This window comes from Pseudoalteromonas sp. QJM3NY_22, from assembly GCF_056173065.1.
On sequence record NZ_JBWBTZ010000002.1, the window covers coordinates 185,124 to 197,594 of the forward strand.

At 37.8% G+C, this 12,471-nt stretch carries 11 protein-coding genes; 9 read left to right on the forward strand and 2 right to left on the reverse strand.

Annotated features, from left to right (window positions below; translation table 11 throughout):
- Positions 1-5 precede the first annotated feature (5 nt).
- The 5 genes from astA (at position 6) to AC0VZ4_RS21165 (ending at position 5,315) form a co-directional block, all read left to right on the forward strand.
- Complete coding sequence (gene astA, locus AC0VZ4_RS21145; RefSeq protein WP_475442040.1) at positions 6-1,040, forward strand: arginine N-succinyltransferase; 1,035 nt, start codon at positions 6-8, stop codon at positions 1,038-1,040.
- 7 nt (positions 1,041-1,047) lie between these two features.
- Positions 1,048-2,514, forward strand: coding sequence for a succinylglutamate-semialdehyde dehydrogenase (astD, locus tag AC0VZ4_RS21150; protein ID WP_475442041.1), 1,467 nt, complete (start codon positions 1,048-1,050; stop codon positions 2,512-2,514).
- 26 nt (positions 2,515-2,540) lie between these two features.
- Complete coding sequence (locus AC0VZ4_RS21155; RefSeq protein WP_475442042.1) at positions 2,541-3,344, forward strand: 2-oxoadipate dioxygenase/decarboxylase family protein; 804 nt, start codon at positions 2,541-2,543, stop codon at positions 3,342-3,344.
- On the forward strand, positions 3,322-4,266 hold the full coding sequence (locus AC0VZ4_RS21160) for a hypothetical protein (RefSeq protein ID WP_475442043.1): 945 nt from the start codon (positions 3,322-3,324) through the stop codon (positions 4,264-4,266). Before AC0VZ4_RS21155 ends, AC0VZ4_RS21160 begins: the two co-directional genes overlap by 23 nt.
- 866 nt (positions 4,267-5,132) lie before the next feature.
- Positions 5,133-5,315 carry a hypothetical protein gene (locus AC0VZ4_RS21165; RefSeq protein WP_475442044.1) on the forward strand — a complete coding sequence of 61 codons (183 nt, stop codon included), beginning with the start codon at positions 5,133-5,135 and terminating at the stop codon, positions 5,313-5,315.
- Positions 5,316-5,319: 4 nt separating this feature from the next.
- Here the strand turns inward: AC0VZ4_RS21165 and AC0VZ4_RS21170 are convergent, their stop codons facing one another.
- On the reverse strand, positions 5,320-6,069 hold the full coding sequence (locus AC0VZ4_RS21170) for an IS5 family transposase (RefSeq protein ID WP_475442045.1): 750 nt from the start codon (positions 6,067-6,069) through the stop codon (positions 5,320-5,322).
- 157 nt (positions 6,070-6,226) lie between these two features.
- Here AC0VZ4_RS21170 and AC0VZ4_RS21175 point away from each other — a divergent pair, with 157 nt between their 5' ends.
- Complete coding sequence (locus tag AC0VZ4_RS21175; RefSeq protein WP_475442046.1) at positions 6,227-8,938, forward strand: outer membrane beta-barrel protein; 2,712 nt, start codon at positions 6,227-6,229, stop codon at positions 8,936-8,938.
- Between the two features lie 527 nt (positions 8,939-9,465).
- Here AC0VZ4_RS21175 and AC0VZ4_RS21180 read toward each other — a convergent pair.
- Positions 9,466-10,746 carry a flavohemoglobin expression-modulating QEGLA motif protein gene (locus AC0VZ4_RS21180; RefSeq protein WP_475442047.1) on the reverse strand — a complete coding sequence of 427 codons (1,281 nt, stop codon included), beginning with the start codon at positions 10,744-10,746 and terminating at the stop codon, positions 9,466-9,468.
- 146 nt (positions 10,747-10,892) lie between these two features.
- Between AC0VZ4_RS21180 and AC0VZ4_RS21185 the strand changes: the two genes are divergently transcribed.
- The 3 genes from AC0VZ4_RS21185 (at position 10,893) to betI (ending at position 12,471) form a co-directional block, all read left to right on the forward strand.
- A complete protein-coding gene (locus AC0VZ4_RS21185) occupies positions 10,893-11,150 on the forward strand; it encodes a DUF3081 domain-containing protein (RefSeq protein WP_007376364.1) in 258 nt (85 codons plus the stop codon).
- Entirely contained in the window at positions 11,150-11,455 is a 306-nt protein-coding gene (locus AC0VZ4_RS21190) for a hypothetical protein (protein ID WP_008137164.1), read from the forward strand. Before AC0VZ4_RS21185 ends, AC0VZ4_RS21190 begins: the two co-directional genes overlap by 1 nt.
- 440 nt (positions 11,456-11,895) lie before the next feature.
- A complete protein-coding gene (gene betI / locus AC0VZ4_RS21195; RefSeq protein ID WP_475442216.1) occupies positions 11,896-12,471 on the forward strand; it encodes a transcriptional regulator BetI in 576 nt (191 codons plus the stop codon).

Consider the following 12,471-nt stretch of genomic DNA (forward strand, 5'->3'; position numbering starts at 1 on the left):
AATAAATGCAAGTATTACGTCCTATTACTGCCAATGATTTTGACGCGCTTAAACAAATAGCGATTGAATCCGGTCATGGGTTTACCTCTTTACCTGTGGACGATACACAGCTTAAAGAAAAGATTGAACGTGCTGAAAAAAGCTTTGCCAAAAACATTAACCAGCCACTTGATGAAAGCTATTTATTTGTCTTAGAAGACAGTGAAACAGGTGAGGTTATTGGTACAACCGCTATAGAAGCCGCAGTAGGCTTATCGGTGCCTTTATATCATTATCATTTAGGTAAAACAGTACACCACTCGCCTACTTTAAATGTATATAACACCGTTGATATTTTAAGCATGTGTAACGACTACACAGGTTACTCAGAAATATGCACATTATTTTTGCGAGAAAATAGCCGTAAAGGTTTAACGGGTCGATTTTTATCACGTTCACGCTTTTTGTTTATGGCTCAGCACAGCGAGCGTTTTGCCGATACTGTTATCGCAGAAATGCGCGGTGTTAGCGACGAAGACGGTCATTCTCCTTTTTGGCAATGGCTACAAGAGCACTTTTTTAGTATCGAATTTCCACAAGCGGATCACTTAGTTGGCTTAGGCGATAAGGTATTTATTAGCGAGTTAATGCCTAAATACCCTATTTATGTGAACTTGCTTAGCAAAAAAGCCCAAGCAGTGATTGGGCATGTACATGAAAAAACAAAGCCTGCGCTAAAATTATTAGAAAAAGAAGGGTTTGAGCACAGAGGCTACGTTGACTTATTTGACGCAGGCCCAACAGTTGAAGCAAAGCTTGGAAATATTCGCAGCATTCGCGACTCTCAAGTTTGCCCTGTTACGATTGGCGAGCTTGATCACATATCACAAAATAGCTCTGATACGCTGGCTGTATGTAATCAAGGCGTAAGTGGCTTTAGAGCAACATTTACCAAAGAAGCACATTACAATCATGCAAAACATACCCTCGTCATTAGCCAAGATGTGGCTAATGCGCTTAATTTAAGCCAAGGAGATGCAGCGCGATTTTTCCGCCTGTAAATAATTTATGAATAAACACCTAATAAATAATCAATGGCATGCAGGGCAAGGCCCAGCATTTGAGTCAATCAATCCAAGTAATGGCGATGTAGTATGGCAAGGTAATGGCGCAAACGCCCAGCAAGTAGATTCTGCTATAAAAGCAGCCAGAGCCGCGCAATTACAATGGGCAGACAAACCACTTAAAGAGCGTATCGCCATTTTAGAAAACTTCGCAGCACAATTAAAAGAACACAGCGAAGAATTTGCTACTATTATTGCACGCGAAACGGGTAAGCCATTATGGGAAACCCGCACCGAAGTGGGCGCAATGACAGGCAAAGTAGCTATATCTGTAAAAGCGTACCATGAGCGTACAGGTACAACCGAAAACCCAATGCCCGGTGCTAAAGCGTTTATTAGACACAAACCGCATGGCGTTGTGGCTATTTTTGGCCCGTATAACTTTCCGGGGCATTTACCAAACGGGCATATTGTTCCTGCAATTTTAGCCGGTAATACTGTTGTATTTAAGCCATCAGAATTGACTCCGTACGTTGCAGAATTTACCCTCTCACTTTGGTTAAAAGCAGGTTTGCCAGCGGGTGTTATTAACCTTGTCCAAGGTGAAATTGAAACAGGTAAAGCGCTTGCTTCTCATAAAGATATAGATGGCTTGTTTTTTACCGGTAGCTCAAACACAGGCCACTTATTACATAAGCAATTTGCAGGACACCCTGGCAAAATTTTAGCACTTGAAATGGGCGGCAATAATCCTCTTATTGTAAAAGATGTGAGCGATATAAGCGCCGCTGTACACGATATTATTCAATCAGGCTTTATTACCTCAGGTCAACGTTGTACGTGTGCACGCCGCTTATTTATTGAAAAATCAGCCAACGGCGATGCTATTTTAGAAAAGCTAATAAGCGCAACTAAAAACATAGTTGTAGACGACAGCTTTGCTACAGAGCAGCCTTTTATGGGTGCAATGATAAGCGAAAAAGCAGCACTGGGTATGGTTGCCGCGCAAAGTGAATTAGTCTCAAAAGGTGCGCGAATCCTTGTTGAACTTAAGCAATTAAATCCAGGCACAGGTTTTGTAAGCCCTGGCATTATTGATGTAACAAGCATTACCGACATGCCAGATGAAGAGCATTTTGGACCGCTAATTAAAGTGTATCGTTATACCGACTTTGACAGCGCAATTATTGAAGCCAACAACACAAGCTTTGGTTTATCTGCAGGTTTACTTAGCGACAGTGAAGATGATTACACTCACTTTTTAAAGCGCATTCGTGCCGGTATTGTTAACTGGAACCGCCCCATTACAGGTGCCTCTAGTGCAGCTCCATTTGGCGGTATTGGCGCCAGTGGTAATCACAGAGCAAGTGCATACTACTCCGCCGATTATTGCGCATATCCTGTAGCATCTGTGGAGTCAGATAAAGTGAGCTTACCGCAAACCCTAGCACCAGGCTTGGTAATTGAATAACCAAATTTTAGATTTAAGGACTTAACATGCATACTGATGTAAACACATTATTTGAGAACCTTTGGGAAAACTATTTAAACGTAACACCATCGGCAGATAAAATTCATGACCTTTTAGGGTCAACGCAAAAAGATGACATTATTAACGATCATATTGCGCTGCGTACATTTAATATAGAAAAAGTGAGTCTTGAAAAGCTCGCCGCTCACTTTTTAGCAATTGGTTACAAAGAATGTGGTGAGTACCACTTTGAAGCTAAAAAACTTTACGCAAAACACTATGAGCATAGCGATCCTAATCAGCCAAAAGTGTTTATCTCTGAGCTATTAGTAGAAAAATGCTCGCCAGAGTTACAAGCAATTGTTATTGATATGGTTGAAAAGATTAAAGAAAGTGACATCACTGCCGATGACTTCTTATATTCGGGTACACATTGGCAGGTAAGCACTGATACATATAAACAACTACTTGCAGAAAGTGAATACGCCGCGTGGATGTCGGCGTGGGGTTACCGCGTAAATCACTTTACCGTAAATATTAATACGCTTGCTAAGTTTGATAACATTCATGATGTTAACCAAGCTCTAAAAAATGCAGGTTTTTCGCTTAATACATCAGGCGGCGAAGTTAAAGGCTCACCAGAGGTGTTACTAGAGCAATCGTCAACACTTGCTGATGAATACTCAGTTACCTTTAGTGACGGTGATATGAGCATTCCTAGCTGCTTTTATGAGTTTGCTATTCGTTACCCTAAAGCAGACGGCGAGCTTTATACTGGTTTTGTTGCAGCCTCAGCTGACAAAATATTTGAAAGCACCAACGCTCGATAATAAAATTCAAAATTTAGTACAAAAAAGCCCGAAAGGGCTTTTTATAAAGACAACACTGGAGATACTTGGTATTTTTAAAGAAAAAGGCATAAATATGAAGTTTTTTAAAATATGTATTCTTATCAGTTTATTAGTTACATCTTCTTTAGTTTATGCGAACCCTTCCCTCACTATTTTATCTTATTCGTATTTTTCAGATGAAGATGCCGATTCAAGAGCCGGCGAACAATACTATAATTTTTTTCAGCCAATTTTGAACACGTATTTTGATACCGTTTTAACGAGAACAAATCATGCTCGATTAATTAAACGTTTATCGACTAACGAGGCAGTTTGTAGCTTTAATTTAATAAAAACAAAAGCTCGAAACAAACAGCTTGTCTTTTCTCAAATTCCAACTTATATGCATCAGCAACGCAAATTATTCGGTTTCAAAAACACTTTAAAAGATTTACCTACAAAAGTTTCTATTTCAAAATTACTTAATAACAAACACACCTTTGCCATAGTTAGTTCAACAAGTTATCAACAATTAGATGCGATATTTTCGGATTATAGAACCCAAGTAGCAAAAATAACAGGCGCAAACAGCTTTGCTCAACTTAGCCAATTATTAATTCATAAACGTGTTGATATGATCATCGATTATGAAAACACTATGAAAATGAACTTAACAGATACGCAATTTTCTCAGCTAGAAAGTCGAGACATTAGTGAATACCCCGAGTTTATAAATGGGTACTTTGCTTGTAGTAAAACTTCAGAAGGAAAAAAAGCAATCGCCTTAATTGATAATTACATGAAAACACCTGCAGCCTATGATTTTTTAAAGCAGACTCACCATAATTCGACTTCGCCAGAGGTAGCAGAGCGGATGATGGCAATATATAAAACTACGTTTAATATAGCTCAACACAAATGAATATTAAGATTACCGATTAATTTTGTTAATCAGTAAGCTCAACTAAATAAGTTAATGCTATTAATGCGCTTAATTCAGGTGGTATTCTCCTGTACCATACAGTGTAAATGCACTTCCGCTTGACGTATTTTGTGCGCTAATAAACTCAACAACTACCTAAACATCTGAAACAGTGAAAATTACTGCAGAACCTTATCGTTTCATTGTTATAAGCTGTGTGACAAGTATTATCATTAATAATGGGGCAGTCTGTTTGTAAAGGCAAAACACGGTACTACTTATACGGTAGTATTTACGGTTCATTTTGCGGTTTAATGTTTGATGAAGCGAACTCCCCACCCGACAGTGCTAAACAATAAAACCAGTATTTTGATTCTATATTTCAAGCCCTACTTGCGACAATATAAATGAAATTATCAGCCTATTCAGTTACCTAAATTGAACAACAGTGGTTTAATTATCAGATGTACGATGGGCGCTTATAAAATTAGCTACGACAACCCACTACAACGTTTAAACGTGCAGAAATCATCGCTTCAAATGAGCAAGCAAAAAACAATGTTTGACGGCTTAACAAAATACTTGTGTAACTGCCCTATTTTATAGTTTCACCATTAAAACGAAGTTGCTCGTCCCAACTGCATTTTTTAGATAAATCACATATAATTTTCATTCTACTAAATAGACTATTTTTCTTATTTAGAGAGTTAGAATCCCGCCCCTCCCGTCATAAATCAGTACTTAACAACTAATTTAAAACAAATAAATAAAAGTTAAAGCTATTTACATTCTAAAAAATAGTGTTAATGTTTATGGTGATTTATTAAACAAAAGCAAGTCAAATAACAATAAATTAGGGAAAATTAATGAAAAAATTTAACAAGAAATTATTATCTATCGCTATTGCTGCCTCTATCAGTATTTCTAGCACTGCGTTTGCTGCTGATACTGGTGGGCTGAAAATAAGAGTTACAGATAAACAAGGCAACCCAGTAGCTGGCGCAACCATTTCAGTGCAGTCACCAGAAAGTTTAGTTAGGGGCTGTTGATCTTTCACATTGGTAGCCAAATCATTGCACATGCCAGCGCTAACATACTCTCAAACTGTAATTTCAATTTATCGTACCTTGTCGCTATAGCACGGAAGTGCTTTAGCCTTGCAAAGGCATTTTCAACTAAATGCCTATATTTATATAAGCACCAATCAATATCACCATTACCTGTTTTTGAGTTTTTCTTTCTAGGGTTCACTGGGCTTGAGTTTCTCTCTCGAACCTTATTTCTAATGACTTCACTATCATAGCCTTTGTCTGCGATAACAAAATCGCCTTGGGGCAATAATTCAATCAGTTCATTTGCCACTTTACTATCATGAACATCGCCGCCTGTAATAATAAATTCAATTGGTAAGCCATAACTATCAACAGCTAAATGAATTTTACTTGTATTACCGCCACGACTTAATGCTATCGCTTGTTCTTGTTGAGACGCAGCACCTGTACTGTGTTGATGTGCTTTAACATAACTGCCATCAATGAATTCCCACTCAGTGTCACTATTGGCGGATAATGATTTGAACAACCTTATTAATATTCCTTTTTTAGACCAAAGTAGAAATCGGCGGTAAATAGTATTCCATAAACCAAAACACTCAGGGAGGTCACGCCATGGGCAACCAACACGTAAGCGATATAAAATTCCTTCCATCGTTTGTCTGTGTTCAAGCTTGTTATAAACTCTATCTTCAAGCAAAATTGATTTTAGCTTCGACCACAACTTATCAGTGAGCATTAATCGGGGCATGGTAATCTCGTAAGGTTTGTTTTTGGCGAAGTAAATTATACGAGATTACCGCTTACGCACAAAATTCAAACAAAGATCAACAGCCCCTAGTAAAAAAGGAGTATCTGACTCAGCAGGTTATGTTTTACTTAGGGGCTTAGATCCATCAAGTAAATATGTGGTCGATATTACAGGAAATTCAATTCAACCATTCGAAGCAAAAAATGTTCGAGTAATTACAGACAAAAACTTAAATTTAAATTACTCAGTCGTTTCCAGTACTGATTCAATAGAGAAAATTGTTGTATCAGGCCGTTCTGTAACTGCAATTGATACTACATCATCGTCTACTGGTCTTGATGTTACTCTTGATATGACGGAATCGCTTCCTACTGGTCGTAGCTTTCAAAGTTATCTTCAACTAGTACCTGGTGTAAAACCTACTACCGATGGCAATCCATCGTCGAAGTCAGGTGTCAACTATTCTGATATTGGTGGTACTGTTGGTAGTTCAACAGACAACGTTTATTATATTGACGGTGTTAATGTAACAGATAATGTTGATGGTACAGCCGGTGGTAATATCAACTCAGAGATAATTCAAGAGCAGCAAGTCATTACTGGTGGTGTAGCAGCAAAGTATGCCGGTGGAGCTGGTCTTGTATCGCGTGTTGTTACAAAATCTGGTAGTAATGAGTTCCATGGCTCTATAAATTATTACTTTCAAAATGACAGCTTAGTCGCCGATTACGAAAATGAGTCAAAAGAAAATAATAATTTCTCAAATTATGACACTGCAATTACCCTAGGTGGGCCAATTATCAAAGATAAACTTTGGTTTTTCGCGTCTTATCAACTCAAAAATAGTGACAGCGACATCAGCGATCCTGACACTGGTGCATTCAGCCATTCAGTAACAGATGAGTCTGATCTTGGCTTTGGTAAGCTTACATGGCAAGCAACTGACAACGATCGACTAGTCTTTACTTACTTTAATGATCCGAGAGAGAAATCAGGTTCAACATCGACTACAACGGCATTTAATAGACAGTCAGGTACAAAACTTGGTGGCGACAACTATAAACTTGATTATTCACATTCGTGGGAAGATTTAATTATAAACGCCGGTTATATGAGTCATGAAGCTGAATATTCGTCTGTAGCGTCAGATAAATCAACACGCAGTGATGTTGCCTTTTTAAGTGCATCGCCATCTAAAGCTCAAACCGATATCGGGGGTTTAGGTGCTGACACTCTAAGGGATCGAAATAAGAAAAGCGCATACATTAACTTTGAATATTATTTAGATACTGATTTTGGTGAACATACTATCGAAGCTGGTTACTCTGTTGAAACAAACGAAAATATTACAAACAGTGTTTACAATGGTAGTACTCAATATAATTCTATTGCGGCCGCTGATAGTGGCGTGTCATTTGAAACATACGCAATAGGCTCTTGGACTGGTGAGAAAGGTCTTGCAGCGGCTGATTACGTTCGTGTTGCAAAAGCTCTAAATGATAGTGGTAACTTACACGGTGCCGATACAAGTGGCGATGGTGTAGTCGATGAAAATGAAGTTAAAGCTATCATATTTAGTAGCAGTGCAGGTAACCCTACCGGTGATATAAATGCTTATCAAATAGAACAAGTTCAGCAAGCAAAGTCTAAACTTGAAACTAAAGGTAAAATGATCTACCTCCAAGATAGCGTAACATACGAAAACCTAACCGTTAATGCTGGTTTACGTGCTGAAAAGTGGGATCATATAGCATCAACAGGCGAGACTATATTTACTTTTGATTGGGAAATAGCACCTCGCTTAAGCATTGTATACGATATTTTTGGTGATGGTGATTCTAAAGTTTGGGCGTTTGGTGGCAGATATTACGATCCACTTCGTACTGACATGACTTCTTTTGCGGGTAATTTAACCGGCTCTGTTTTAGAAGAACGCGTATATGTCAACGATGACTGGGTTACCTTTAGAACACGCGGTGGTGCAAAACAGCAAGATGCCTTTTTCTCACCGAGTACTAAAACACCTTATACGGATGAATACTTAATTGGTTATTCAACGAATCTGACCGAAAGTACCAATATCTCTGTAACGTATACTAAGCGTACTACTAAAGATATTATGGAAGATTACGATTTAAGTATCTATTCTGAAGAAGGCTATTTAGCAGGAACAGACTTAGAACTTCCTCTTTCATATTTTGGTTATGATGAAAACCCCGGTTCTAACTATGTTATTGGTACTCTTGCTGGCGGTAAACGCGAGTATACAGGTATTGAAGTAACGTTTAAAAAACTTCGTACTGATAATTGGTTTATGCTTGCGTCATACACAAACAACGATGCAAAAGGTAATTCAAATTCAGATGGCAACGCTGATTTCCAAGGTGACTGGGAAATTTTAGATCCTCGTGCGCCAAATATGTATGGCAAGCAGCCAGGTAATGTTGAGCATCAGTTTAAATTGTTAGGTACATATTATTTTGATAATAATATTGAGGTAGGTGGTGTATATAACTGGAATTCAGGTACTCGCTATAGTAAAACGCAATCAATTTCAGGACGGTACCTACCACTTCCAGTTGATACTGCCTATGACTTTGGCGGTTATACAACTAATTGGGTAGCTGATGGAAACGTAGGTAGCGAAGTAACACCATCTTATGGCACATTAGATATTCGTGTTAAATATACTCATGACTTTGATGGCTATAAAGCAGAGTTCTTTTTAGATGTATTTAATTTGCTTGATGATCAAGCAACAACGGTTGAACAGAGCTTAGAAAAAGGTGATGGTACATTTGCATTTGGTCAAGCAACCGACTGGGTTGAGCCTCGTCGTTTTTACTTAGGCGCTCGACTTTCATTCTAAGTTATTAATAAATGAATAATGAAATGAAAAAGCCCGGATATAAATATTTTATCCGGGCTTTTGTATTTTTATAAAAATGACCTAGAGTAATAACTTAAAATAAACGTCTAGGGCATGTTGCTCTTTGGTGGTTGGTATGAAAGTAAGAGAAATGTTCGAGTTAGCATAAAGCCATCTGCAAAGGGATGGTTGAAATTAGCTGAAATGGTCGAATCTGTCGAATTGTTAATACCAATTCAACAGACAGACAAATTGTGTTCAAGAGACAAGGACGCAGGTAAGACGCGGAAGCTGTGCTCGGCTCTTACATGGAGTAAACCAATAGGGTAAAGCAGGAGCAGTTACCGAACCACGAGGTTAAAAACCTCGCGCCGCGATATGATTCTCCCTGATTTAACGAAATTCAATCGACAAAGTTCAACACGCCTTAGCCGTTAACATATAAACTAGCTTTGTCACGCCAAAAAGCTTATTAGACATCAACAGTTCTTAATTCTATTAAAGGACTTAATTTCAATAATTTATAATTATAAAAATAACGGCTTATAATCGTTTTCTAACTTTTCAAACGATAAGTCGCCAATAAAACGACCGAAGCTCAACCAGGTGGCCAAACCGCGTAAATCTTTAAAGTGTGGCGGCACAAATTGTGGGCTCTCTATCACACCTAAATCATGAAGCTGCGATATTAATCTAAAGTCATCTATCGATATTTTACCTACCAATAATAAAGGTAGCCTATCGATTCGACCAAGCTGTATTGCTACGCGTATTAAGTTATAAACCAGTACAAAGCCTTTAATGTAGGCAATATCTTTTGTAAACGGCAGACCTGTTGGCGTACTACCTCTAAATACACGCTGCGCAAGTGTGTAACTGTCATCTTTTGATAAACCTTGCGCTACGTAATCACGGTAAATGTCTACAAACTCAGCACCATCAATTACCTTTGTAACGGCTTGAATACGATTCACTAATTTAGATAAGCGCCTTGGAGTCAACTTTAAAGTGATAATTTCGGTAAGGACCGCTAAACCTTCTTGGGTAATAGTCGAGCTAGGCGTGCCTTTACTTAAACAGGTTAAATACGGCTGCGCTAATCCATTTTGAGTTGTGCCCACGTGTATCCACCCTTCGTGAACTTCTAAAATATCAAGCTCACGCTGAGAAAACTTAACATCTTGATTTAGCTTTATATTATTTGCACCGGCGGCTGCATCACTGACAATGCCATCGCTAAGCATTACCTCTACATTTATACCTGCCATGCTGGCATTTACTTGCTCAGACAAAATACGCACCGCATCAACAGCAGCAATATTTTTAGGGTCGTCAGGTAGTATGTCGGCTATGAGTAAATTTTGCAGCGGTTTATCTAGCATATTAGCTAGCTCAGAAAGTGAGGGCTCACCGGCATGAAATAAATCTTTAGGATGACCAAATAACTCTACCGATAAGTCATGGAACTCAGGTGTGCCACGATACTCAAGCATGCTTAATACCGTTTTATACTCTGTGCACATTTTACCCATGTATTGAGCAATGGGATTTAACTGCCCCAATTGGTTAATAATGTTACGGTGCAAAGTAGAAAACGCTTGGCGTAACTCGCTAGGTACAAAACCGAGGTCGCGCTGTTGATAGTATGCACGATCAATAAGTGGATTTTTTTGACATTTTTGTCTAAAAAACTCCTCTTTAGTTTGTTTATCCCAATTAATAGCATCGAGTATCCTAATAGGCGTTTGCAATGCAATTAATTGATCCGATAACTCACGAGTTTTTAGTAGTAACGCCTTGTCTATCATGGTGTAAGCTCAACAATAAATGAGTTTTGAGCATAATTTAAAAAGGCTAAATTACAAAGCAATATCACACTTTTTTAGCTATTGTTTTTAAGTTGATCGACCCTCATATCTGTATGGTATGAGTTACTAAATAAAAGGTATAAAGCATGAAAAACGAACTCGACAATAAACAGATTTTGGCCGTTTATGAACGTATAATTCAAAAAGGCGAAATGACTGATGAAGGTAAACATTATCAAGGGGTTACTGCTTATTCTGACGTAGACGGTTACACCGTATATTTACAAGGTAGCGGCGTAGAACTGCGCTTTGGTTTTCATAATACTTACCACCTTGACTACCAACATGAAAAGCATAAGGACGACTTTTTGAAAAAATTATATAACATTGCAAACGAGCGCTAATGCACCCACGAAAACTAAGACACCGCCCTACCAGTAAGCTCAATACTACTTTTATTAACCAAGTAGTAGAAGAGCTTCAAGCTGATCCAAGCAAAATCTCAATTATTCAAAAAAACCTAGAACAGTACCGCTCTCAAAGTCATTTAAAGCGTGGTTTTTTACTGGCTATAGAGCGTTTTGATTGGGTCTTTGAGGCAAGCAAAGATATAGACTTTATTTGCCAGCAAATTTTAGCTGATGACTACATTGGCAATAGACTAAGACGTTACCCCCTACTATTTAAAGGCGTTATTAATAACGCTTAATTGCAATAAAAATTTAAAGTCAGAGCATCATGTTGTCCGAATCTAGTTTAAATATTAATTAATTTATGGGTCAACTATTTACACATGTGTTTATTAGAACACTAACTAATTGTAGGTTTAATACTCTTTTGCATTAAAACAACACTATTAGTACTCTAACTATTACGGTACTAACGATTTTATAATGATTTTCTTAATTTATTATAGTAACGAAATCATCACCATATCAAATACTCAAAAAAAAAACTTAACCATTTGATTTTATTAAATACATCCCCACTTTAAAATCATTGCATTTATTCTATTAATCACTAGATCATTAATATTCTATCTACATTTTAATATCTCGGTGTTTACCTTAACCTTGAATTATTAGAGCTATTACCTTAAGCTTATCTTTATTGAACGTTCAATTAATAATAATTATGCCTAAAGTCGGAATGGAACCTGTTAGACGTCAGCAGCTAATTGACGCAACTATAGAGTCAGTTGCTACTAAGGGACTTCAAGGCACAACGATAAACAGCATTAGTAAAAATGCAGGTTTATCATCAGGTATCATTAGCCATTATTTTGGTGGAAAGCAGGGGTTAATTGAAGCCACGGTTAGATACTTACTAACAAGCTTAAAGCAAGGCTTAATAAGTAAAGTAAGTCATCAAACCACTGCCACTGAGCGTTTAATGTTTATTATCGAAGCCAACTTTGCGCTTGTACAACAGCGTAATGATACAACCCGAACGTGGTTGAGTTTTTGGGCGCAATCAATGCACGATGAAGAATTACACAGACTACAAAACGTAAACAGTAAACGCTTGCAAAGTAATTTAGCATTTTCTTTTAAGCAATTAATGCCTATTGAGCAAGCAAATCAAGCTGCAGAACTTAGCGCCGCGATGATCGATGGCCTATGGTTAAAAGCAGTACTGAGTAAATCAGACAATAATCAGTTTAAACACAGTGAAAAGTTAGCAAAAAGCTATGTACTTTCACTTATCAAGCAATATGGAGCCTAG

Bases quoted from the DNA above. Each gene is read 5' to 3' on its own strand.
- astA (WP_475442040.1), top strand. From the start codon at position 6: ATGCAAGTATTACGTCCTATTACTGCCAATGATTTTGACGCGCTTAAA.
- AC0VZ4_RS21185 (WP_007376364.1), top strand. From the start codon at position 10,893: ATGAAAAACGAACTCGACAATAAACAGATTTTGGCCGTTTATGAACGT.
- AC0VZ4_RS21170 (WP_475442045.1), bottom strand. From the start codon at position 6,069: ATGCCCCGATTAATGCTCACTGATAAGTTGTGGTCGAAGCTAAAATCA.
- AC0VZ4_RS21180 (WP_475442047.1), bottom strand. From the start codon at position 10,746: ATGATAGACAAGGCGTTACTACTAAAAACTCGTGAGTTATCGGATCAA.
- AC0VZ4_RS21155 (WP_475442042.1), top strand. From the start codon at position 2,541: ATGCATACTGATGTAAACACATTATTTGAGAACCTTTGGGAAAACTAT.
- AC0VZ4_RS21165 (WP_475442044.1), top strand. From the start codon at position 5,133: ATGAAAAAATTTAACAAGAAATTATTATCTATCGCTATTGCTGCCTCT.
- astD (WP_475442041.1), top strand. From the start codon at position 1,048: ATGAATAAACACCTAATAAATAATCAATGGCATGCAGGGCAAGGCCCA.
- betI (WP_475442216.1), top strand. From the start codon at position 11,896: ATGGAACCTGTTAGACGTCAGCAGCTAATTGACGCAACTATAGAGTCA.
- AC0VZ4_RS21190 (WP_008137164.1), top strand. From the start codon at position 11,150: ATGCACCCACGAAAACTAAGACACCGCCCTACCAGTAAGCTCAATACT.